This is a genomic window from Vibrio sp. 10N.222.54.E6 (assembly GCF_041473955.1).
Lineage (GTDB): Bacteria > Pseudomonadota > Gammaproteobacteria > Enterobacterales > Vibrionaceae > Vibrio > Vibrio tasmaniensis_A.
The window spans coordinates 23,250-45,050 of record NZ_JBFRTD010000049.1 but is presented as its reverse complement, the minus strand read 5'-3'; the positions used below and the strand labels follow the sequence as shown (position 1 = coordinate 45,050).

Here is a 21,801-nt window from a genome sequence, read left to right as displayed (position 1 = left end):
ATTGAGGCAGTGAACCTATATGTCTTCTGGACAATCTTTTTCACGTTCATTAATGAAGCTACCTTTATCCCTATTGGTAAAGAGCACATCAATCCCTTCAAACCCTGTAGAGGATTTGAACATTGATTTGAGCAAACCGATTGTATACGCCTTACCGTTTCGCTCAAGTGTAGACATTCTTACATTGCAAAAACATGCACTTGAACTAGGGTTGCCTGATCCATTGAGCAAACTTGAAATCAATGGCAAATCACTGCAACGCTACGTTTTTATCTCTTCTCGCAAAACTCTGCTGCAAGACGATGATTATGTACCAAGCTCATCAATTGAAGTCTTCTCTGAACTGCTTTCACTGCATGCTGAAGACTCTGAGCTCGACGTTCAAGTTATCCCTGCCACCGTATTGTGGGGTCGTAAACCTGGTAAAGAGAATAACCAGAAGCCTTACCTACAAGCAATGAACGGCTTAGAGAAATCGAAAGCTGTATTGCTAGCAGGTCGTGACTGTCTGGTTCGCTTTAGCCCAGTGGTATCTCTACGATACATGGCTAACTCACACGGTACCGACAGCACCATCGCGCATAAACTGGCGCGCGTGGCACGCATTCACTTCTCTCGTCAAAAGCTTGCAGCATCGGGTCCAAACCTACCAAGCCGCCAAGCTCTGTTCGACCGCCTGCTAAAGTCAGAAGCAATCAAAAAGGCGATAGAAGATGAAGCTGAATCAAAAAATATTTCCATAGAGAAAGCGAGCAAAGAAGCTCAAGACATCATGGATGAGATCGCAGCTAACTTCTCTTACTCGCTGATTAAACGCGGTGAGAAGATTCTTGGTTGGTTGTGGAATAAGTTGTACCAAGGCCTGCATATCAGCAACGCTTCAACCGTTCGTAAGCTGGCTCAAGATGGTCACGAGATCGTTTATGTACCTTGTCATCGTAGTCACATGGATTACTTACTGCTTTCTTATGTGCTTTATCATGAAGGCATGGTGCCTCCGCACATCGCAGCAGGTATCAACCTGAACTTCTTCCCTGCCGGTCCTATTTTCCGTCACGGCGGTGCGTTCTTTATTCGTCGTAGCTTCAAAGGCAACAAGTTGTACTCGACTATTTTCCGCGAATACCTAGCGGAATTATTCGCTAAAGGTTACTCGGTAGAATACTTCAGTGAAGGTGGTCGCTCTCGTACAGGTCGTCTATTGCAGGCGAAAACCGGCATGCTAGCGATGACAATCCAAGCCATGCTGCGCGGCATGAACCGTCCGGTGACTTTGGTTCCTGTATACATCGGCTATGAGCACGTAATGGAAGTCGCGACCTACGCGAAAGAACTTCGTGGTAAGCGTAAAGAGAAAGAAAACGCGAGTCTAGTGATTCGTACAATTCGTAAGCTGCGTAACTTTGGTAAAGGCTACGTGAACTTCGGTGAGCCAATTCAGCTTAACCAATATCTGAACGAACATGCTCCTGAGTGGACTAAAGATATCGACCCAATGGGAACCAGCAAACCACAATGGATGAACCCGGTGGTTAATGACTTGGCAACCAAAATGATGACGCACATTAACGATGCGGCAGCGACCAATGCCCTGACTCTTTGTGCAACGGCACTATTGGCTTCAAGACAGCGCGCATTGTCTCGTGACTCTTTGGTTTCTCAGATCAACTGCTACCTGTCTTTACTTAAGAATGTGCCTTATTCAGGTACATTCACAGTGCCTAAAGACAGCGCTGAAGACTTAGTAAAACACGCAGAGTCATTGAACAAGTTCTTAATTGAATCAGACACTATGGGCGACATCATTTCGCTTGATCGTCACCAATCGATTCTGATGACCTACTATCGTAATAACATCATTCACTTGTTTGCATTGCCATCATTGATCGCTCAGATGACCATTCGTCAGCACGGTTTATCAATCGACGCTATTCAAGAAAATGTTGCAGCTATCTACCCATTCTTAAAGAAAGAGTTATTTTTAAGCTACGACGAAGATCAGCTTGAAAGCGTGGTTGCGAACATCATTGATGAGCTAGTCGGTCAAGGCATGCTTGTTGTGTCGAACAACCAAGTAACGATCAACCAGTCAAACAGCCAAGCACTGATGCTACTAGGCCGTACGATTTCAGAAACGCTCCAGCGCTACTCAATTGCTCTGAACCTATTGGCAGAGAATCCTGATCTAGATAAGTCAGACCTTGAGCAGAAGAGCCAAGACATCGCACAGCGACTGGGTCGCCTACAAGGTATCAACGCACCGGAGTTCTTCGATAAAGGCGTGTTTGCGTCGATGTTCGCAACTCTGAAACAGCAGCAATATCTGGATAACGATGGTAACTGTGATTTAGAAAAGACTCAGCAATTCGCTAAACTTCTCTACTCAATGCTTTACCCTGAAGTACGTTTGACGATTCAAGAGAGTATCCACCAAGCAGAATAATCTCTTGGCTAGCATTCACTTTAATCACTAGACTGAACACGATCAAAAAAGGCACCCAATGGGTGCCTTTTTCTTTAGCGTTCGTTTACTTGTAAAGTTGATGCTTACCAGAAGGTAATGAACAAGCCTACAGTCACCGCCATTCCAACATAGTTATTGTTCAAGAAGGCTTGGAAGCAAAGGTCTCGATCGCGGTGACGCATCAGATGCTGTTGATACACGAACAAGCTTCCCGAAACTAACAGTGCCCAGTAGAAAGTATCACCGAGTTGGTAGTGCATGCCCAATGCAATCAACATCGCCAGTGTAACTAACTGCAGCGCGCCAACCATAAGCTTATCAAAACGACCAAACAGAATAGCCGTCGACTTGATGCCAATCTTCAAGTCATCATCTCGGTCAACCATCGCATATTGCGTGTCGTAGGCTATCGTCCACAACGCATTAATCACGAAGATAAACCACACAATGCTTGGCAGTTCATTGGTTTGCGCCGCCCAAGCCATTGGTATTGCCCAACTGAAAGCCAATCCGAGAAACAACTGTGGAAGGTGTGTAAAACGCTTCATGAAAGGATAAATGAACGCGAGACCAACCCCAATAAAAGAGAGCTTAATAGTCAGCGGGTTCATGGTGAGTACCAACAAAAAAGAAACCACAGCTAACACTAGAAAGAGCACAATGGCTTCCTTGCTGGAAACCAAACCTGAAGGTAATGGACGTTGCTTGGTGCGTTTGACATGACCATCAACTTTACGGTCAGCAAAATCATTAATCACACAGCCAGCCGATCGCATTAACACCACACCGAGTATGAAAACAACCAAGACATCAAAATCAGGCATGCCTTTCGCAGCAATAATCAGCGACCACAAGGTCGGCCAAAGGAGTAACAGAGTACCAATCGGGCGATTCATTCGCGTCAATTGCCAGTACGCCTTCGCTTTGGTGGCAAGCATTTACACACTCTCCTTAGAGTAAATGGGGGATGTTGGTAAAAAAAGTTCGGCCACAAGCATCGGTTTATGATTCATCCATAATCGAGAACGACGCGCGAGTAATCGCTCATCGCCAGCGATAACCCAACCGACTTGAAGCGCATCTCGATCCACGTTCTCAGCACTGAAAACCGTTAACCCAAGCGGGACATCCCCTTGTTGAGAAAGGTCAGAATGCTGATGATCTTCTAGGGTAATTCGAGGTATTAAGGTTCGACCTAACACCCACGGCTCATCATCACCCTTTAAAATCACTTTACGCAGTAAGCAATCATGTGATGATAAAAGGCGTTCTTCGTCCTGTTGCAGAATTGATCGTTCCACAACTTGATTATGAAGCAACTCAACAGACAGGTGCTTGCAGCACTTGCCCAACTTACGGGAAAGCGATCCTTGTTCCATAAGCCACTCTTTGGTGGTTTCATTAGGAAAATTAAATTTTTCTGTGCTTTGCCAATCTACATTCATTAATGAATTTAGATACAATGATATTGACTGATTCATACTAGTATTCAATAGGTGACTTTACACGTACAATAAAGCTTCAACTTTCGAATAAAATTAAAGCGTCCTTCGAATTGTAAACGTATTTAGATTTAGACCGCTCATTGTAACAAGACTAATGCGTTTCGAATATCGCGAATAAACTAAAGAAAAGTCTCAAATATGCACAAACGTTATGTAGCCCAACTATTTATTGCGATTAATCTACTATTTTCAGCATCAAGTTTCGCTGAAGAAGAATCGACACCCAAACTAGCCTACTTCACGCTAGAGCCCGATCTCACCACCAATTTTTACACTAAAGGTAAAAAACTGGGCTATATTCAGGTCCGTCTAGACATAATGGTCGCAAATAGTAATGACTTAGAAGCCATTGAGCATCATCAGCCATTGATTCGTGATGCGGTGATTGAATTACTCGGCAAGCAAAATGAAGAGACAATTAAGTCTCTATCCGGTCGTGAAGATTTGAGAAAGTCCTTAGTTGAGCACCTCAATAAGATTTTACTTCCTGAAACAGGTAAAACTCTCATTGCTGACTTATTGTTTACCAAATATCTTTACCAGTAACGATGTAAAAACGAATCCCAATAAAAAAGCGGCTCATCTGGCCGCTTTTTTGTTTCTATCGTTTGGCTACTCACTAAAAAAAATGAGTTAGCTTCTTGCCGAGCTCGGTGCTTTCATCGCATCGATAAAGCCAATAATGACACCAGCGGCTAGGCCAGCTAAATGCGCTGTATTGGCGATCGCCATAAATGGCTGCATGTACCCAAGCACTAACCACACCAACATAAAGCCGACAATCTGTCTTGGGATACCTAAACCAAGTTGTGGCGCCTTCGCACCGACAACCCATAAGTAACCAACCAAAGCATACACAACACCAGACAAACCACCGAAGTTCGCCCCTTCAACCCAATACTGACCAGCACCTGAAAGCGCAGAAGAGACAGCAAAGATCTGAAGTAGCTTGAGGCTGCCTAGTTTCTTCTCAATATCCCCACCTAGCTGCCACCACCACAAAATATTGAATGCGATGTGCATAACAGAGAAATGCAGAACAGCATGGCTCAACCAACGCCACAGCTGCCATTGCTGTCCATCAACCGCTGGGAAATGCAGGGCATTGAAAATAGCTTGGCCAAAACCAATCTGTTGCAGCGCAAAAATCACCACACACACCAACATTAGGCTCAGTGTCACAGGACCTGCTTTTGCTTTGATCATGCCCAAAAAGCTTGGTGTGTGGTAATGGAAATGACTCTTTCTAGACTCAGCCATATCCCAAGACGCCGCTTGATAGCGTTTATGATTGGGTTCAGCAAGAAAACGATTCAGCTCAGCTTCGGTTTCAACCTGAAATTGACCATCAAGAAGCCACAAAGCAAAACGCCCTTCTCCCTCTGGAGACATGTGAATAGAGATCTGACGAGAGGCCATATAATCAATAAATGCTTGAGCAAGACGTGGGTTGTCTAACACCATCAATCTAATCATTGTTACTTCCTATTCATACTATGGAGATGCTTGAAGCGTTTAAGTGATAAAGCTATTAACCCGCAATCACCGGAAGTTCAGCACGATGCCAAGCTTCGAAACCGCCATCAACACTATATACCTCTTCAAAGCCTTGGTTCACTAAATATTGTGCCGCGCCTTGGCTACTAATACCGTGGTAACACATCACTAAGATAGGCTGTTCGAACTCAACCTCATCCATAAACGACACCATTGTATCGTTAGTCAGGTGGTAGGCGGTTTCTGAATGGGCTACCGCAAAAGATTGCGGATCTCGTATATCGACAAGTCGAGCTTCACTTTGTTCAATAAGGGCTTGAGCGCCTTTAACGTCGATATGTTTAAACTGGTCCATGACTTTCTCTTTTTATACTGATTTACTTTGCTGCCATTGTAACCTATCCCAAGGCTAACAATCACACCCACTTAATAAGGTTATCCACCAGCGATCACTTTTACACCATTTGTGGATAAATCTGTGAATTGCGTGAATAAAGTGCCTTTTTAAAAATAGATCCACAACATGTAGTAATGATCCTGATCTAACTGTGGGTTAACTGAAACATATCCCCACTCAAAAAAACCTGTCAAAGCCTTACTACACCCTGCTTTTAGACAGCTGACGAATAAATTCCTCACAGAGTTATCCACAAAATCATTTTGCAAATTTCGATCGCAAAAGTTGAGAAATCGATCCAAAACAAAAAGGCCGAGATCTCTCGATCTCGGCCTTTTCAAAATTAAGCTATTTGCTTGCTACTATGAGAAACCAAATACTATTAAAAATTAAATGCTATTAGAAGTCGCCAACTGCTTGCTTCAATTTCTTCATCGCATTCTTTTCTAACTGGCGGACACGCTCTGCAGAAATGCTATAGGTATCCGCTAAGTCTTGCAGTGTTGCTTTGTTGTCGTCTAACCAACGTGAGCGAACAATGTGTTGACTACGCTCGTCTAAGCTCTTCAATGCGAGACCTAAGCGATTATTAGTATGAGATTCCCAGTTAGCTGCTTCAACCGTCTCAGCAACGTCTGACGCTTTATCTTCTAGGTAATAAACTGGAGCTGTGTAAGCAGAACCACCGTCGTCGTCGTCCATAGGCGCTTCAAACGTCGCGTCTTGTGCCGCTAAACGAGATTCCATTTCTCGAACTTCTGAAGGCTCAACACCCAGTTCACGCGCAACCGTCTCAACTTCACCGTTATTGAACCAACCTAAACGCTTTTTAGACTTACGAAGGTTAAAGAACAATTTACGCTGTGCTTTAGTCGTTGCGATCTTAACGATACGCCAGTTACGCAATACGTATTCATGAATCTCAGCTTTGATCCAATGAACAGCAAAAGAGACTAGACGGACACCAACTTCTGGATTAAAGCGCTTAACAGCCTTCATCAAGCCGATGTTACCTTCTTGGACAAGGTCAGCCATTGGCAGCCCGTAGCCAGAGTAGCCTCTTGCAACGTGCACCACGAATCGTAGGTGTGAAAGGATCAAGCCTTTCGCAGCGTCGATCTCACCTTTGTAATGTAATCGCTCTGCAAGTCCACGTTCCTCGTCAGGCGTCAGCATTGGGTAACTGTTCGCTGAGCGGATATAGCTATCTAAACTATCTTGTGTGACTAAAGCCATTTGATACGCTTGGTTTGCCATTCGGTTCCTCATCAATCTCTGATCTGGAGTAATACATCTATTAAAACCCGACAATCTTGAACCTAAAATGAACAGGTTTCAAGGAGGGGGAAGTAATTATGCATAATCAATTCGTCTATACAAGGCAAAAACTGGTTAAGAACTGCCTATTTTTCGTATAAATATGACTCTATTCACCTAAACTGGTTCAATTTCTTTGAGATGACGCTGTGCAGAAAGCTTCGCAGCTACACTACCAAGCAAGGTTCCGACGATCAAAAGCAGTAAAGATTCATCCCAACTCAGGCCAATTAAGCGGAAGTGGCTATCGTACAGCTGAGCCAAGTCATCCACAGCACTGTTCAGTAATACGGTAATCAATGCCGTCATTACCCACGCGCTAATCGAACCTAAAACACCAAACCACATTCCAGCATAGAGGTATGGTCGAAGAATGTAGCTGTCGGTAGCACCAATCAGCTTCATGGTTTGAATCTCTTCTTTATGCGCCAACACATTAAATCGTAATGTGTTGCCGATAATCAGAAATACTGCGCCCAGCATCAGCACAGTTAAGGTAATCACGATGACGGCTGCAAGTGCTTTGATAGCATCCAGTCGAGCTAACCAGTCTTCATCTAAACGAACATCGGTGACTAACTTTTGCTTCTTAACCTTGCCTGCCAGTTCTTTAATTAACGTGTCGCTGTGTACGCTTGGCGTAATCACCAAAACACCTGGCAATGAATAATCATCTAGGATAGTTAGGGCGTCCTCAAAACCAGAATACTGGCTAAGATCTTCAAGACCTTGCTGCGGAGAAATGTACTCAACCAGATCGACTTGGTCCCAACTTTCGATTTCATCCTTAAGCACCATGACTCTCGGCTCAGGGATACCATCCTCTACATAGGCACTAATTTGTGACGGGCTGGTGACATCTTGCGCCACTTCACCAACGTTCTTGCCCAGTAGGTACAAACAAGCGGGCATAGCTAAAGCCATTGAAATCACCGCAAGCGTCAGCAAGTTACCCAACGGACGCTGCCACATTTGCGAGAACGATGACTTGGCTTGTTTCCAATGAACAACAAAGAAACCGTCGCTTGAAGCCCGGTTTACTGCTCGATTGGATTGAGGTTTCTTAATGCGCTTATTCGCGGCCATAATCTTCAACCTCACTCAAAAAGCCTTGGTTTAATTCCAGATGTCGATATTGAGGGCGAGTGTTCACTAACCCGATATCGTGCGTCGCTAGCATGATCGTGACACCCGCACGGTTGAACTCTTCAAACAAGCGTAATACACGACTCGATAGTTCAGGATCTAGGTTACCAGTTGGTTCATCCGCTAAAAGCAGAGTTGGACGGTTAACCACAGCGCGAGCAATACCGACCCGTTGTTGTTCACCCCCAGAGAGCTGGCTTGGCAAACAACGGGCTTTATCTAATAAACCGGTTTTGTCCAACGCAGCGCTGACTCGACGTTTAATTTCGTTTTCAGAAATAGATTCTATACGCATAGGCAGAGCGACGTTATCGAAGATCGAGCGATCCATAAGTAGGCGGTGATCTTGAAAGACAATCCCGATGTTACGGCGTAAAAAGGGAATGTCTTTGGCTGGGATACGAGTAATATCGTGATCGTTAAACCAAACACGTCCGTCAGTTGGACGCTCTATCGCGCAGATCAACTTCAGCAAGGTACTTTTACCAGCACCAGAGTGCCCGCCTAAAAATGCCATCTCTCCTCGTTTGAGATGAAAGTCCACTTTTTGGAGCGCTTGTCGTCCGCCTCGGTAGGCTTTGCTCACTTGCTGAAATTTGATCACCGAAAATTCCTCTTACGATCACTCATATCAAATTTAAAACGGTAGCAGGTTAAGAATAAACCACTTTGCTACACGCGTTACTCTTCGCGGCTAAATAGTGCTTCAATAAAGTCTTTCGACTCAAATGGACGCAGGTCGTCAATGCCTTCACCCACGCCAATGTAGCGGATTGGAATCTGGAACAGGTCAGCAATTGAGAAAATTACGCCACCTTTCGCTGTACCATCTAGCTTAGTTAGCGTAATGCCCGTTACTGGTGCCACGTCACTAAACAACTTCGCTTGGCTAATCGCATTCTGACCGGTACCTGCATCTAGCGTTAACATGATTTCGTGCGGTGCAGAATCATCGATCTTCTTCATTACACGAACAATCTTGCGTAGCTCTTCCATCAAGTTGCTCTTGTTCTGCAAACGGCCTGCAGTATCTGCAATCACAACATCAACACCACGCGCTTTCGCCGCTTCAATCGCATCGTAGATAACAGACGCGCTATCGGCACCAGTGTGCTGAGCGATAACCGGAACATCATTACGCTGCCCCCAAACCTGAAGTTGTTCAACCGCTGCCGCACGGAAGGTATCACCCGCCGCCAGCATCACTTTCTTGCCTTCACTTTGGAATTGTTTCGCCAGCTTACCGATAGTGGTTGTTTTGCCCACGCCATTCACACCCACCATTAAGATAACATAAGGTGTTTTAGTGGTATCAACAACCAGTGGCTGTTCCACTTGGCTCAAGATTTCTGACATCTCTTCTTTAAGCAGACCATAAAGCGCTTCACCGTCTTTTAGGTCATTACGGGATGCTTTTTCTGTTAGGTTTTCAATGATCTTCACGGTGGTATTCATACCCACGTCGGCGATCAGAAGTTGCTCTTCTAATTCTTCAAACAGGTCTTCATCGATTTGCTTGCCTTTGAACAAACCAAAGAAGCCAGCACCAATGTTTGCTTTAGTACGGCTTAGGCTACGCTTAAGTCGTGCAAAGAAGCTTTCTGTCGGCTTCTCTTGAACTTCTTCAACCTTAGATTGAGAAGCAATCACTTCTTCCTGTTCTGCTTCTGCTTCTGCTTCTGCTTCTGCTTCTGCTTCTGCTGCGACAGGCTGCTGATCTTGTTGAGCCTCTTCAAGCGTTTGCTCTGACTCCGCAAGTTCAGATTCAACAGACTTAGGTTCCGTTGATTTAGCGTCTTCAACTTCAGGTGCGACCTGTTCAGCCTCAACTTGTGATTCAACTTCAGTTTGATCTTCAACGTTTTCTACGTTCGCTTCATTCTGAGTTTTTGGGCTTTGTTCTTCTTCACCAAAACCAAGCCACGATAATAATCCGCGCTTCTTTTTTTCCGTCATCAGAGGAGTTTCCTAGATCTACTAATTAGCTGTATTGACTTAATACACGTCGACTCTTTGCTATTGTTATACAATACAAGCTTGTACAAACGAATAGTAAAGAAAAATGACAAAGCAGTGATAAGTTTGCTTTTAGCTTGATACACTTTGTCATTGTAAATTTATTTAATACTCGAACCCACTTAAATTGGGCTCGGTATAGTATCACTTTATTAGCGGTCAAAAAATCTATGGTAAGACGTCGCCAGCAAAACACATCACAAAAAAAGCCATCCGGAGGCTTTGTTCGAATTATTAGTGGCTCATGGAGAGGTAGAAAGCTGCCTGTTCATGATTTAGAAGGATTACGCCCAACCATTGACCGAGTCAAAGAAACACTCTTTAACTGGGTGGCACAAGATATCCCACATTCGACCTGCTTGGATGTATTCGCCGGTTCTGGTGGTCTAGGTTTTGAAGCCGCTTCTCGCCAAGCAAAAATGGTGACACTGCTCGAAATGAATCAAAAAGCGGCCAAACAGCTTTCTGATAACGCGAAAGAGCTCAAAGCAGACAACATCAATGTAGTCAACACTGATGCTATCTCTTTTCTTAAGCAGCCAGGCACTCCTTACGATATGGTCTTTCTCGATCCTCCATTTCGTAAAGGCTTACTCGCAGAAACAGTACAACTGCTTGAGAGCAACGGTTGGCTTGCCGACAACGCCATCATTTACGTCGAGACAGAGAAAGAGCTAAAACTCGAAGCTATGCCAGAAAACTGGGAATTACACCGCGATAAGACCACTGGCCAGTCGAGCTACCGACTGTTCAATCGAATCACTGAAGAATAGGAGTTATTGAATGAAGTTCTTGCTTCCACTAGCAAAAGCAGCCATCGCCTTTGTTTGGTTTATCTTAATCGCCAATATTTTCTACCCATTCCCGGGTAATGCTGCGATTGCGCTTTATATCATGACAGCATTCTTATTCTTCATGCACGGCCTGCAAATGCTGATTTTCATCGGTGCTTTTGGCGATAAGATCGAAATGTCACGTTGGGAGAAGTGGTCCATATTGATTTTCGGCGTCTTTGCCCTACTCGATATCCGACGCAAACACATGATGTAATAAAGCTTAAGCTTAGATATAAAACGCTTAGCGACAGAAAACATCATGACAGAAACAGTTGATACAAAAGCGCCGCTCATTTGAGCGGCGTTTTTTTATTCAGCGATGATACTGATGTTAGCCCATGTAGCCCTTTACACCATCTAGGAACATTTGCGTCGACAGCATAACCAACAACAGGCCCATCAAGCGTTCGATGGCTTTAAGGCCTCTCTCACCTAGTACTCGTAGGAAGAAGCCATTAAACATCAGAATAAAGAAGGTGGCGCCCCAAGCCAGCATCACTGCGCCTGAAAGCTCTAACATGTTGTCAGGGTGCTGTGTCGACAACAGAATCAATGCCGCAATCACTGAAGGGCCAGCAATCATAGGGATCGCCATCGGCACAATAAACGGTTCTTCACCCGCCGCGAGGCCAGTAATACTACCCGCACTTGGGAAAATCATCTTAATCGCGATGATAAACAGAATAATACCGCCAGAGATACTCAAGGTTTCAGGCTGCACATGCAGGAAGTTCATGATGCTTTGACCAGCAAACAAGAACAGCAGCAGGATAATCAGCGCAAACATGAGTTCACGAACAAGAACAATACGGCGACGCTTCGGATCAATATGCTTAAGGATAGAAAGCACGATTGGTAAGTTGCCAAGCGGATCCATAATAAGAAACAGCATGGTCGCTGCAGATAAAATTTCCATAAGTTTGTCTCGAAATCGTAAGTGCGCGGAGTATAGCAGCCTCAAGATTGATTTTCGAACACAGTAACAAACTTAGGAATTTACGTTATTGGAAGGGTATTTATGAGAGCCAAACGAGGGAGAAATGGTCGGAGTGGAGCCGAGAATATCGCATCCACTCGCTAATCACAGTTCACTGTTCACCGGCGACAAGAACTGATGGTCATTCAAGATCAGTGATTACAAACACGTTCGCGATTAGTGCAAAGCTTGTCATCAATGATCACGACCTTTTCCATTTTCAGGAAAAACTTCAGTAGGCCATCCAAATCCAGACCGTTCAGCTTACACGTATGAAAGCGAGCTTCAGCGCCATAGGTTTGAGCAAGCTCTTGCGTCAACTCTTCACGAGTCAGTGGCTTTTCACTCAGTAAGTTTAAAACGTTGTGTGCATGAATTTCGGTAGTCATAAGTCTATCTCATGTTAAATGAAGTAGACGTAGAGTACCTACTTTCATCTGAGCTGCCTTGATGTAGCTCAGAGTTAAGCTAGCTCTACCCTAAATGGTGAGGGAAGCAACGATGAGAGCGTGTGCAAGAAAGTAACTGCCCGTTACCCAAAAATAAGCGCCCTTAATTGGGCTGCGATAGAAATTTAGGGCGTACGCCAATGCGGAAAGCAGCAGCACGCAGCAACCAACAAAACCAACAGCATGTGATAGCTGAGGCTCAAGTAACCAGACTTCACCAGAAGCCCAAGCAAGCTGAATGAGTACAATACCCATGATAACCACTGGAAAAACGAGTTTGTCTAAGCGAGGGAGTAATAGGAAGAAAGCAACGATACATGCAGCTAACAGCAGCGCGAACAACCACCAGACCATTTCTCCTGATAGCTGTAACCAAAATGCTTTGCTGTAACAAAGTTGAGCCAACAGGAAACACACAAAATGCAGAAGACGTTTTTGAGTAACAGTATGAAGCACATCTGCGATCGCGGATATAGCTAACCCAGCGACTACCCAATAGGTAAAATCAACGACAACAGATTGAGTTAGAGCAATAATCGCCAATAATACAAAGGTAAAGACCTTATACAATAAAGCCTGACCGATATGCCCATGTTTCGTTCCTGTTATTGCTCCAATACCAGACAAGGAAACCGCCAACCAACTCCACATATCATTTGCCCTATTGCTTTTAATCGTCGCCAGTCTAGGCACACGGATGTTGATGTAAAGCCTCAGCCCTTCAAAATTGGATCTTGATTACGCTTCCACTAAAAAGAGCATCTTTAGATTGAAGTCGTCACAATACCTGCAGCGATAGTGATTATTCCTTTTAAAATAGACTCATTGTTCGGAAAACTCATATAAATTGACGCTAGAGAACCCAAACTTAAATTCCAATCACTTCTATCCTGCCAACGCCACAATATGTCGCTATATATTGCAAATACCACATAACTAAAAGTTCAAAATCAAATACACAAAAATATTAAAAACAAACACTTAAAATCAAAAAACAGACTTACATAGAACTTTCCAACACTATACAAACCTAGACTTACAAAGTGCGTAAATTACCTTTATAAAAACCACTTTGTCAGGTTTCGCTAAGCTTCCTGTCAAAAAACCATCACAAAAATTAAACCTAAAACCTATAAAGCTTAATTAAACAAACCTAGACACCACCAAGCCCTATTAATACAGTTTAACAACCTTTAACAATATAAATTACACAAAATGACCATTACAAAACAACAACTTAAACCAAATGAGAACAAAAATAAATCACAACGAACAAAATAAAAGCTCCCCAAAATACACAGTAAAACATAGCAAAAGTGATAGAAAACCCAATAGTTTTCTATCACTTTTAAAGGCTTCGAAAGTAATTCTTGATCTAAAGCCATAAGTAGTGCTATTCTTTAAAACATAGCGAGAGACAACCAAATTTAGGAGTAGTGTTATGATTTCATCTTCGCAAAGACAAGGACTTGTAATGATCGCGGTAGTTGTAGGTCTAATGACACTACCGATGATGTACTAAGCAAGTTACAGATAAAAAAAGGGACGCCATTAGCGTCCCTTTTTTTGTTCAATTTTTTCATTTCGAAAACAGATGCAGTGTTAACACATCCCAGTTCGCATAATAGAAACCAGCAGCAGCTAAAGTCATTGCCATCATCAGTAAGATTGCAACTCGCCAAATAAAACGACCACTACGTGGAGTCAACTCCTTCTCACAGTCGTTACACATCATGATGAACTTATGCTGGTCTTCCAACTTAGCCTCATGCTCATTGACTACCTTATTACGACACGTTGCGATATAACGCAGCTTACTCACCGTATCGTGCGGTAGCCTTTCTTCACAGCTTGACACAAGCTCATGCAATCCTTCGCCTTCGGCATGATATTGAAGCCTCAATAATTTCTCTATATTACGAGTTCTTGTCACCACTTTTTCAATATCGGTCATATTAGCCCTCCCACTCCACACTATAATTCTAGTCGAGCATTTCCCTATTCTTATACAAAATCACTGTTATTTACGAGAGAAAGAGACAATAAATAACAATGCTTTATCCCAAACTGGCCTCTAAATGTGATGTCTGCCGAAAAATAATCAGCTTGGCTTACAACAGTTCACGAATAACGGCTTGAAACACATATCCCTATTGCTTGAAAGATTAGAATAACCATCACGACTACATGGAGGTTACATGCCTAATTCACTCTTTTTTGCCATCTTTGCACTCGCCGGTCTAGCGGCTTGGGTATTTCTTGGTTTCTATCGAAAGCACTCACAAGGTGAAAATGCGCCAGAAAAGAAAGTGAACGTCACTGTGTTGGACAAACAATCCATCGACCTTCCTGATGCAGAACCTGGCCAAGAAGATCAAGAGTATTGGATTTACGTTCAACGTGGTGTGGTTGGTCCAAAACGAGAGTTCCAAGTCGGAATCCACTACTTCCACGCCCTGAACCCTGGCGACAAAGGTACCTTAACCTACCAAGGCGATAAGTTCTTACACTTTGCATTGAAGCGCTAAACATTAGGTACTTCAACTGTATCTTCTAAGCAATCCATCAGAAAGCCTTAGCACCCACCGCTAAGGCAATAACCAACGTGTTTTCTCTGACTTAGAGACCAACCAGCTCATCCATAACGCGCCAGCTCCGCTGATCACGATCCATAATGGAATAACCCAAGCAGGGTGGCCTTGGTACCAACCGAACTCTTTCATTGGCCATAAGAAAATCGGGTGCAGCAGATAAATACCTAAGCTGTGTTTACTGATAAAACCAACCACTTGATTGCTCTTCTCAGACAAGCCTTCACCATAGTAACGGCACACCATGAACACCATGCTCGCCGCTAATACGGTGTTCAACGTCTTGTAAGATAACCAACGCCCTACCGTGTACTCTTCTGCGACCAAACTTGCATCAACCACCATATAAACCGTGGTCAGTAACGCTAATCCACCAAGTAACACACTCACGCCGACAGTCATCTTGTTAAGTGGAACCATCTTATACAGCAGGTAACCCAACGGTAAGTACCCGGTGTACAACCACAACTCGTGACTCCAAGGGCCATCGATTTTCAATAAGAACAATAGCGTTGTGAACAACCATACAGCCGTAAAGGCATAGACAGATCTATCACCGTACTTTCTGACCATGATCTGTAAAAAAGGAATCACAAAGTAGAGTGGGATGAAGTAATAGAAGAAACCAAGGTGATAGTACGTGTAGTGATGATAACTATTGAGCAAAACCTCCCAACTCACGCCCGCATCAAAACCCATTAGCGACCAACCTGATAGGTAGGTATAGAAAAGCGACCAAACAATGAATGGGATCAGTACCTTACCCAGACGGCGCTTGAGGTAGTATTTAGCATCAAACGGGCGCTGATCACTCAGCATCAATGCACCAGAAATCAAGATGAACACAGGCACTGCCCATCGGCTGAAACCATTCACCGTAATGGCAGTCAGCCACTCACCGAAAGGAATGGTGCTTAATTCATTACGATAAGGCGCCAAAACATGAATCGCGATAACAGCTATGGCCGCGACACATCGTGCTAAATCAAAAAAGAGAATTCGCTGCTTCATGTAAATGCCTGATTAATATTCAATCATTCTACTATAGCAATAAAAAAGCTGACCGGAATAAATACCAAGTCAGCTTATTGTTAAAGGAGATGCTTATCGCGAATTTAGCTCATTCGACTCTAGGTTATGCGACTTTAACTCTTACAAATGAGGCTCATGCAGTTGATGTTTCAGGCACTTTAGGTAAACGCAGAGAGATCACCGTCGTTATCGCTAAGAATGCGAAGGATACCCACAGACACGCAGACAAACCGGCCATCTGGAATACCAAGCCCGACAATATCGTGCCAATCAAGCGACCCATCGCGTTTGCCATGTAGTAGAAACCAACATCAAGAGAAACCCCATCGCCTTTCGCGTAACTCACAATCAGGTATGAGTGAAGTGATGAGTTCACCGCAAAGATGGCACCAAATACCATCAATCCACCGATGATAACTAGCTCTGGTTGCCAGCCAATTTGCACCGCATAGGCAATACCGGCAGTCACAATAGCCAATGCACCCGCCCATAGTAGCGCTGCATGTCCATCAGGCACCTTGCCTTGTGCTTTACCAGTAATCTTAGGTGCAATGCCCTGCACAAAACCGTATGCGATGGTCCAAGCCGCTAAGAAGCCACCCACCCATGAGTGGTCCCAACCAAACACACTGCCTAGATAAATCGGCAAAGCAATCACAAACCACACATCACGAGCACCAAACAGGAACATACGCGCAGCCGACAAGATATTGATGGATTCAGACTTAGAGAAGATTTGTTTAAACTTCGGTTTGGTTTTCGCTTTGCCCATGTCTGCTTCTAAGCTCACTAAACTGCCAATGAAGACCAAGGTCAGCACAGCAGCCATCGCGAGCACTGCGTATTGGAAACCAATCGTCGAAAGCAGTAAGCCACCGATAAAGAACCCGGCACCTTTCAGTGCATTCTTAGATCCGGTTAGAATCGCAATCCACTTATAAAGCGCACCTTGCTGCTCATCTGGGACTAAGGTTTTAATCGAGCTTTTAGCACTCATCTTATTGAGATCTTTAGCGATACCAGACAAGGCCTGCGCCGCCATTACCCAAGGAATGGTCAACATTACGGTTGGCACCGCGAGCATGCCCAAGGCGACAACTTGCATCCCTAAGCCGATATTCATGGTCTTATTGAGGCCAAGACGCGCCCCTAACCAACCACCGATTAGGTTAGTCACCACACCAAAGAATTCATAAAAAAGGAACAGTGAGGCGATCTCTAACGAACTGTAGCCAAGGTCATAGAAATACAAGACCACCAGCATACGAAGTGCACCATCAGTAATGGTGAAGTTCCAGTAATTGAAGGTCACCAGCATGTATTGGCGAACGCTCTTACTTAGATTTGAAAACATAACGCTATCTCTGCAATCTAAACAAAAAGAGCTTTTAGATCATAGGTGTCCAAAAGCTCTAATTCTTACTTTCCACTTAACTTATACTCAAAATAATTGGAGTTGCAGCTAGGCAACAAGCAAGTTCAGCCCTATGAGCATAGGTGTTCTATGTGATTAGGGCGGCCGGCGATCCGGTGAACTTGCGCAGTTAACAACGCTGCAGGTTCAAGAATGAAGAGCTACGCAGAAGCTACGCCATTAATGTATTCAACCTGAATGGCTTTAGTGAATGCGCCCGGACGCAGTGCCTGCACCTCTTGAACAATCTTATTCATGTCCCAGCTCTTCTCTAACAACAGGTGTGCAGCCAGCAAACCAGTACGGCCAGAGCCGCCCATGCAGTGCATTGCTACCTTGCCGCCGTTATCCACGACTTGGTGTAGTGCAGGGCTCGCCGCCTGCCATTTCGCAGCAAAATCGGCACCCGGTGCACAGTCGTCTTCGATTTCGATTTGAAACCATTGCATGCCTAGCGCACGTGTCTTCTCACCAAGTGCCGCAACGTCTTTGCTTGCAAGCTCATGGTCATCAAGTGCTGTCACGATAGCTTCAACGCCTTGTGCTTTCAGTTGCGTTAACGATGCATCTAGGTCAGCGTCTTTAGTTCCTGGGCACGGAGTAAGCACTAACGCACCAGTTTCTAGATCTAGTTGCCATGTTGGGTGTACTTGAGAGTTTGTCATCATCATCATCTATCTCTTAAAAATCTTATAAATTAAGCCAGACCAACGGTACGAACTAGCTCAGCAGTACGTGTTGCGTAGCCCATCTCGTTGTCGTACCAAGCGTAGATCTTAACCATGCGCTTACCAACTAGCATGGTTGATAGCGCATCTACGATAGTTGAGCGTTGGTCGCCTTTGTAATCGATAGAAACCAGGGGACGCTCTTCAAAGCCAAGAATGCCTTTCAGTTCATTCTCAGACGCTTCTTTCAGCATCGCGTTGACTTCTTCAGCTGTGGTGTCTTGCTTCACTTCGAAGATGATGTCGGTCAGAGAAGCGTTCGCTAGTGGTACACGAACCGCGTGGCCATTAATACGATTTTCAAGCTCCGGGAAAATCTCAACAATCGCTTTTGCACTGCCCGTTGTTGTCGGGATAAGACTCATGCCACATGCACGTGCACGGCGTAAGTCTTTATGGGGCGCATCAAGAATAGTTTGCGTATTGGTGAGATCGTGAATAGTGGTAAAGGCTGCGTTCTCGATGCCTAACTTCTCGTTAATCACCTTCACAACAGGCGCAAGACAGTTAGTCGTACAAGATGCCGCAGTCACAATCTTATGTACCGCTGGATCGAAGATAGCGTCATTCACACCGACAACGATGTTTGCAATGCCTTCTTCTTTCACTGGCGCCGATACCACAACACGCTTCACACCTTGCTCAAGGTATTTGTTTAGGAAAGATGCCTTACGGTGAACACCGGTCGCTTCAAGGACAACATCGCAACCAGACCAATCGATCGCATCGATATCGCGCTCTTGCGTAGTTCTAATGCGTTGACCGTTGATGATCATCTCATCGCCTTCAACCATGACTTCGTGGTTCCAGCGACCTTGAACCGAATCGAACTCAAGAAGATGCGCCAATGTCGCGGTGTCGCCAGCCACATCGTTAATCTGTACGAACTCAATTTCCGCCCAATCAAACGCTGCGCGAAGTGCTAAACGGCCGATACGGCCAAAACCATTAATACCTACTTTGACTGTCATACTCTTTTCTCTCAGTTAATTGCCTTCATGTTTGAAGCCGCAGTGTTGTTGACTATGCCTAACTGCAATCTCAACGATTTTGGCAATAAATTTAAATGTATTTAAACGCAACATTGAGGGCGTGAAGTCATGGCTTCTAGGCGCTCAATATCCTGTTGGTATTCAGTTTTCAAACAGTTCGATGCGATAAGGTCATCAATTAACTTTAGCATCCAACCCGGTAAATCTTGTGACAGACGGTAGAACACCCACTGCCCTTGGCGAACGTCAGTTAAAATTCCGTTTGAACGCAACTGCGCAAGATGGCGGGAAATCTTTGGCTGACTTTCTTGTAATGCCTGAGTCAACTCACCAACAGATAGGCACTCTTGGCGCACAATCAACATTAAGCAACGCACTCGCGTTTCATCAGACAGTAATTTAAAAAATTGGTGAGGAAGCATAACTACATACTCATATATGGATGTACATATATATTAGTTGTAAAAAAACGCACGTCAAGGCGTGCGTTTTCATTGTCATAAAAGTTTAACGAAGAATATCAGAGCTTGTTGGTAACAATATGGCTCCAACGTCGAGCTTCAGTGAGTTCTGTTTTCACTTGTTCCACGTTCAACCCTAGATCAGCACAGTGATCATCAATCTTTTGCCAATCAGCATGTTCGAAACTTTCTTCAAGTGCTAATAATGCGCCATATGGACCTTCTCTGCGCAGCAAGGCGACCTTAATACTTGTGCATAACGGTAATTGTTCAATTAAGTTCTCTAACGACAGATCGAGCAACGCATCAAGTAATGAGAACAAACCAATCATAAAGGCTTGTTCAGTATGCCCTTTAAATACTTGGTAACGAGACATCCGTTGGCAAAACTGCGCACGCTGCAAAGACAGGCCATACAGCTCTTTGGGCTTTTTATCAGAGACATAAGACGCTACTGCTAGCGAGACAAACATTTTCAATTTCTCTTGCCCTAAATAAACCAAGGCCTGACGAAATGAAGAGATGGTGACCTCAAGGCGGGGTGACATAGTATTCACAAAGCGCAGAAGCTTATAGGATAAGGCAATATCTTTCGCGACGATGCTTTCAACACGTTGGAAGTCGACATCCGGCTTACAGACCTCTTGGAATAGCTCCATCGCTATCACTTGCTCTGGGCTAATATACTTAGTCTTTATGATTTCTGGCTTACTAAAGAAATAGCCTTGGAAAAACTTAAACCCTGCTTCTTTCGCTTGTTGGAACTCTTGTTCCGTTTCAACCCGCTCAGCAAGAAAACTATACTTCTTCCCTTCGTGCTTTTTGACTAACTCACACGCCGCATCCAACCCCATCTGCATGATATCAAGCTTAACAATATGCGTATATTGAAGGAAACGTTCCCACTCAGGTGTCGAAGTAAAGTCATCTAGGGCAATCATATACCCTGCTTGATAAAGCTCTTTGATTACCTCTAATAGCTCATCGGTCGGTTGGCAGGTTTCAAGAATCTCAACTACGACCTTATCTTTCGGTAAGCTCATTGGAAGACGGCGAATCAAGCTCTGATACGGAAAATTAATAAAGCAGCGTGAAGATGGGATCGAAGGGTTAAGCCCAACGGACAAGAAGTTTTCAACGATCAGGCGATACGTTGCTCGATTAGATTCAATATGCGCGGGGTAGGCATTCCTATCACCGTCACGAAACAGCAGCTCATAACCAAGCGTGTTCTTGTTACGGTTTAAGATAGGTTGTCGAGCAACGTACGTAGCGGTCATTTATTGATAACTCTAATTGATTTAACTATAACTCTATTACTTTCATTAAGCTTTGGCAGCAGCCAGCAAAGCGCCGCAACCCATGAACATACCACCAAATATTTTATTTATCTTACCCATTATGCGATCTGAGCGAATAAAACGTCCCATTTGTGAAGCTAATGAGGTGTAACCCAACATAACCACGCTATCAATAAATACAGTGGTCACTCCAAGCACCAACAACTGCGGTGCTTGCGGTTGTGTCGGATCGATAAATTGCGGAAACAGAGCAACTAAGAACACGATAGATTTTGGGTTAGTCAAATTGATAAGCACTGCATTTCTGAGCAGCTTGCCACTCGATAGCGTTGATTTTTCTTCTGAAGCCACCAAGCTAGACTTATCACGCCACTTTTGAATGCCTAACCATAGAAGATAAACCACGCCTACCCATTTGATGATGGTAAATGCCAAGGCGGACTTTGCCACTAGTGCACCAATACCCGCTCCCACCAGCATAATATGAAATGCAAGACCGAGCTGTAAGCCTACGATCGACGCAAGTGACTTCTTGGTGCCATAGCTGAGCCCATTGCTGATTGAGTTAACGGTACCTGAGCCCGGTGCCAAACTAAACAAAATCGCCGTGACGACATAAGCAAGCCAAACATGAGTATCCATTTGCATTTCCTTACTAGTTCTTTAATCTAACAACATT

The 21,801-nt window shown here is 44.2% G+C and carries 24 protein-coding genes; 5 read left to right on the top strand and 19 right to left on the bottom strand.

What is annotated here, in order from left to right; genetic code table 11:
- Positions 1-19 precede the first annotated feature (19 nt).
- A complete protein-coding gene (plsB, locus tag AB4513_RS23080) occupies positions 20-2,443 on the top strand; it encodes a glycerol-3-phosphate 1-O-acyltransferase PlsB (protein ID WP_009848247.1) in 2,424 nt (807 codons plus the stop codon).
- 104 nt (positions 2,444-2,547) lie between these two features.
- Here the strand turns inward: plsB and ubiA are convergent, their stop codons facing one another.
- Complete coding sequence (ubiA, locus tag AB4513_RS23075) at positions 2,548-3,402, bottom strand: 4-hydroxybenzoate octaprenyltransferase (RefSeq protein ID WP_009848245.1); 855 nt, start codon at positions 3,400-3,402, stop codon at positions 2,548-2,550.
- Entirely contained in the window at positions 3,403-3,945 is a 543-nt protein-coding gene (locus AB4513_RS23070; RefSeq protein WP_170962732.1) for a chorismate lyase, read from the bottom strand.
- Positions 3,946-4,107: 162 nt separating this feature from the next.
- On the opposite strand from AB4513_RS23070, the gene AB4513_RS23065 reads away from it, so the two are divergent.
- Positions 4,108-4,515, top strand: coding sequence for a flagellar basal body-associated protein FliL (locus AB4513_RS23065; protein ID WP_009848242.1), 408 nt, complete (start codon positions 4,108-4,110; stop codon positions 4,513-4,515).
- An 87-nt stretch (positions 4,516-4,602) separates the two neighbouring features.
- Here the strand turns inward: AB4513_RS23065 and glpG are convergent, their stop codons facing one another.
- The 6 genes from glpG to ftsY all read right to left on the bottom strand — a co-directional run bounded on the left by glpG (position 4,603) and on the right by ftsY (position 10,282).
- A complete protein-coding gene (gene glpG / locus AB4513_RS23060; RefSeq protein WP_009848241.1) occupies positions 4,603-5,445 on the bottom strand; it encodes a rhomboid family intramembrane serine protease GlpG in 843 nt (280 codons plus the stop codon).
- A 55-nt stretch (positions 5,446-5,500) separates the two neighbouring features.
- A complete protein-coding gene (glpE, locus tag AB4513_RS23055) occupies positions 5,501-5,821 on the bottom strand; it encodes a thiosulfate sulfurtransferase GlpE (protein ID WP_009848240.1) in 321 nt (106 codons plus the stop codon).
- Positions 5,822-6,262: 441 nt separating this feature from the next.
- Entirely contained in the window at positions 6,263-7,120 is an 858-nt protein-coding gene (rpoH, locus tag AB4513_RS23050; protein WP_029223159.1) for an RNA polymerase sigma factor RpoH, read from the bottom strand.
- Positions 7,121-7,297: 177 nt separating this feature from the next.
- Positions 7,298-8,266: a permease-like cell division protein FtsX gene (gene ftsX / locus AB4513_RS23045; RefSeq protein WP_009848238.1), complete on the bottom strand. Its 969-nt coding sequence runs from the start codon at positions 8,264-8,266 to the stop codon at positions 7,298-7,300.
- The gene (gene ftsE / locus AB4513_RS23040) at positions 8,253-8,930 is read right to left on the bottom strand and encodes a cell division ATP-binding protein FtsE (RefSeq protein WP_009848236.1); all 678 of its coding nucleotides are present in this window, start codon (positions 8,928-8,930) and stop codon (positions 8,253-8,255) included. Before ftsE ends, ftsX begins: the two co-directional genes overlap by 14 nt.
- Before the next feature lie 77 nt (positions 8,931-9,007).
- Positions 9,008-10,282, bottom strand: coding sequence for a signal recognition particle-docking protein FtsY (gene ftsY / locus AB4513_RS23035; RefSeq protein ID WP_102258045.1), 1,275 nt, complete (start codon positions 10,280-10,282; stop codon positions 9,008-9,010).
- A 230-nt stretch (positions 10,283-10,512) separates the two neighbouring features.
- Here ftsY and rsmD point away from each other — a divergent pair, with 230 nt between their 5' ends.
- Both rsmD and AB4513_RS23025 read left to right on the top strand, forming a co-directional pair.
- On the top strand, positions 10,513-11,115 hold the full coding sequence (gene rsmD, locus AB4513_RS23030; RefSeq protein ID WP_009848234.1) for a 16S rRNA (guanine(966)-N(2))-methyltransferase RsmD: 603 nt from the start codon (positions 10,513-10,515) through the stop codon (positions 11,113-11,115).
- Between the two features lie 10 nt (positions 11,116-11,125).
- Complete coding sequence (locus AB4513_RS23025) at positions 11,126-11,392, top strand: DUF1145 domain-containing protein (RefSeq protein ID WP_009848233.1); 267 nt, start codon at positions 11,126-11,128, stop codon at positions 11,390-11,392.
- Positions 11,393-11,509: 117 nt separating this feature from the next.
- On the opposite strand, the gene AB4513_RS23020 is transcribed toward AB4513_RS23025, so the two are convergent.
- The 4 genes from AB4513_RS23020 to AB4513_RS23005 all read right to left on the bottom strand — a co-directional run bounded on the left by AB4513_RS23020 (position 11,510) and on the right by AB4513_RS23005 (position 14,557).
- Positions 11,510-12,094 (bottom strand): YhgN family NAAT transporter, encoded by a 585-nt coding sequence (locus tag AB4513_RS23020; protein WP_009848232.1) that lies wholly within the window; start codon positions 12,092-12,094, stop codon positions 11,510-11,512.
- Positions 12,095-12,306: 212 nt separating this feature from the next.
- Positions 12,307-12,543: a YecH family metal-binding protein gene (locus AB4513_RS23015; RefSeq protein WP_009848231.1), complete on the bottom strand. Its 237-nt coding sequence runs from the start codon at positions 12,541-12,543 to the stop codon at positions 12,307-12,309.
- Positions 12,544-12,633: 90 nt separating this feature from the next.
- Positions 12,634-13,254 (bottom strand): lysoplasmalogenase, encoded by a 621-nt coding sequence (locus AB4513_RS23010; RefSeq protein ID WP_009848230.1) that lies wholly within the window; start codon positions 13,252-13,254, stop codon positions 12,634-12,636.
- A gap of 928 nt (positions 13,255-14,182) precedes the next feature.
- Positions 14,183-14,557: a hypothetical protein gene (locus AB4513_RS23005; protein WP_009848229.1), complete on the bottom strand. Its 375-nt coding sequence runs from the start codon at positions 14,555-14,557 to the stop codon at positions 14,183-14,185.
- 244 nt (positions 14,558-14,801) lie between these two features.
- On the opposite strand from AB4513_RS23005, the gene AB4513_RS23000 reads away from it, so the two are divergent.
- A complete protein-coding gene (locus AB4513_RS23000; protein ID WP_009848228.1) occupies positions 14,802-15,131 on the top strand; it encodes a DUF2500 domain-containing protein in 330 nt (109 codons plus the stop codon).
- A 60-nt stretch (positions 15,132-15,191) separates the two neighbouring features.
- Here the strand turns inward: AB4513_RS23000 and AB4513_RS22995 are convergent, their stop codons facing one another.
- The 7 genes from AB4513_RS22995 to rhtB all read right to left on the bottom strand — a co-directional run bounded on the left by AB4513_RS22995 (position 15,192) and on the right by rhtB (position 21,764).
- Positions 15,192-16,205, bottom strand: coding sequence for an acyltransferase (locus AB4513_RS22995; protein ID WP_009848227.1), 1,014 nt, complete (start codon positions 16,203-16,205; stop codon positions 15,192-15,194).
- A gap of 154 nt (positions 16,206-16,359) precedes the next feature.
- A complete protein-coding gene (gene arsJ / locus AB4513_RS22990) occupies positions 16,360-17,580 on the bottom strand; it encodes an organoarsenical effux MFS transporter ArsJ (protein WP_009848226.1) in 1,221 nt (406 codons plus the stop codon).
- Between the two features lie 221 nt (positions 17,581-17,801).
- Positions 17,802-18,311 (bottom strand): cyclin-dependent kinase inhibitor 3 family protein, encoded by a 510-nt coding sequence (locus AB4513_RS22985; protein WP_009848225.1) that lies wholly within the window; start codon positions 18,309-18,311, stop codon positions 17,802-17,804.
- Positions 18,312-18,337: 26 nt separating this feature from the next.
- On the bottom strand, positions 18,338-19,339 hold the full coding sequence (locus AB4513_RS22980) for an ArsJ-associated glyceraldehyde-3-phosphate dehydrogenase (protein WP_009848224.1): 1,002 nt from the start codon (positions 19,337-19,339) through the stop codon (positions 18,338-18,340).
- Positions 19,340-19,440: 101 nt separating this feature from the next.
- Positions 19,441-19,782, bottom strand: coding sequence for a metalloregulator ArsR/SmtB family transcription factor (locus AB4513_RS22975; protein WP_009848223.1), 342 nt, complete (start codon positions 19,780-19,782; stop codon positions 19,441-19,443).
- Positions 19,783-19,880: 98 nt separating this feature from the next.
- Positions 19,881-21,101 (bottom strand): EAL and HDOD domain-containing protein, encoded by a 1,221-nt coding sequence (locus AB4513_RS22970; protein ID WP_009848222.1) that lies wholly within the window; start codon positions 21,099-21,101, stop codon positions 19,881-19,883.
- A 45-nt stretch (positions 21,102-21,146) separates the two neighbouring features.
- Positions 21,147-21,764 (bottom strand): homoserine/homoserine lactone efflux protein, encoded by a 618-nt coding sequence (gene rhtB / locus AB4513_RS22965; RefSeq protein WP_009848221.1) that lies wholly within the window; start codon positions 21,762-21,764, stop codon positions 21,147-21,149.
- Between the last annotated feature and the right edge of the window lie 37 nt (positions 21,765-21,801).

Coding starts and splice junctions, on each gene's coding strand:
- AB4513_RS22980 (WP_009848224.1), bottom strand. CDS start 19,339: ATGACAGTCAAAGTAGGTATTAATGGTTTTGGCCGTATCGGCCGTTTA.
- AB4513_RS23070 (WP_170962732.1), bottom strand. CDS start 3,945: ATGAATCAGTCAATATCATTGTATCTAAATTCATTAATGAATGTAGAT.
- AB4513_RS23025 (WP_009848233.1), top strand. CDS start 11,126: ATGAAGTTCTTGCTTCCACTAGCAAAAGCAGCCATCGCCTTTGTTTGG.
- AB4513_RS23010 (WP_009848230.1), bottom strand. CDS start 13,254: ATGTGGAGTTGGTTGGCGGTTTCCTTGTCTGGTATTGGAGCAATAACA.
- AB4513_RS23065 (WP_009848242.1), top strand. CDS start 4,108: ATGCACAAACGTTATGTAGCCCAACTATTTATTGCGATTAATCTACTA.
- ftsY (WP_102258045.1), bottom strand. CDS start 10,282: ATGACGGAAAAAAAGAAGCGCGGATTATTATCGTGGCTTGGTTTTGGT.
- arsJ (WP_009848226.1), bottom strand. CDS start 17,580: ATGTTTTCAAATCTAAGTAAGAGCGTTCGCCAATACATGCTGGTGACC.
- AB4513_RS22985 (WP_009848225.1), bottom strand. CDS start 18,311: ATGATGATGACAAACTCTCAAGTACACCCAACATGGCAACTAGATCTA.
- AB4513_RS22975 (WP_009848223.1), bottom strand. CDS start 19,782: ATGCTTCCTCACCAATTTTTTAAATTACTGTCTGATGAAACGCGAGTG.
- AB4513_RS23005 (WP_009848229.1), bottom strand. CDS start 14,557: ATGACCGATATTGAAAAAGTGGTGACAAGAACTCGTAATATAGAGAAA.
- AB4513_RS23000 (WP_009848228.1), top strand. CDS start 14,802: ATGCCTAATTCACTCTTTTTTGCCATCTTTGCACTCGCCGGTCTAGCG.
- glpE (WP_009848240.1), bottom strand. CDS start 5,821: ATGGACCAGTTTAAACATATCGACGTTAAAGGCGCTCAAGCCCTTATT.
- rsmD (WP_009848234.1), top strand. CDS start 10,513: ATGGTAAGACGTCGCCAGCAAAACACATCACAAAAAAAGCCATCCGGA.
- plsB (WP_009848247.1), top strand. CDS start 20: ATGTCTTCTGGACAATCTTTTTCACGTTCATTAATGAAGCTACCTTTA.
- ubiA (WP_009848245.1), bottom strand. CDS start 3,402: ATGCTTGCCACCAAAGCGAAGGCGTACTGGCAATTGACGCGAATGAAT.
- AB4513_RS22995 (WP_009848227.1), bottom strand. CDS start 16,205: ATGAAGCAGCGAATTCTCTTTTTTGATTTAGCACGATGTGTCGCGGCC.
- ftsX (WP_009848238.1), bottom strand. CDS start 8,266: ATGGCCGCGAATAAGCGCATTAAGAAACCTCAATCCAATCGAGCAGTA.
- AB4513_RS23015 (WP_009848231.1), bottom strand. CDS start 12,543: ATGACTACCGAAATTCATGCACACAACGTTTTAAACTTACTGAGTGAA.
- glpG (WP_009848241.1), bottom strand. CDS start 5,445: ATGATTAGATTGATGGTGTTAGACAACCCACGTCTTGCTCAAGCATTT.
- AB4513_RS22970 (WP_009848222.1), bottom strand. CDS start 21,101: ATGACCGCTACGTACGTTGCTCGACAACCTATCTTAAACCGTAACAAG.
- rhtB (WP_009848221.1), bottom strand. CDS start 21,764: ATGGATACTCATGTTTGGCTTGCTTATGTCGTCACGGCGATTTTGTTT.
- AB4513_RS23020 (WP_009848232.1), bottom strand. CDS start 12,094: ATGGAAATTTTATCTGCAGCGACCATGCTGTTTCTTATTATGGATCCG.
- rpoH (WP_029223159.1), bottom strand. CDS start 7,120: ATGGCAAACCAAGCGTATCAAATGGCTTTAGTCACACAAGATAGTTTA.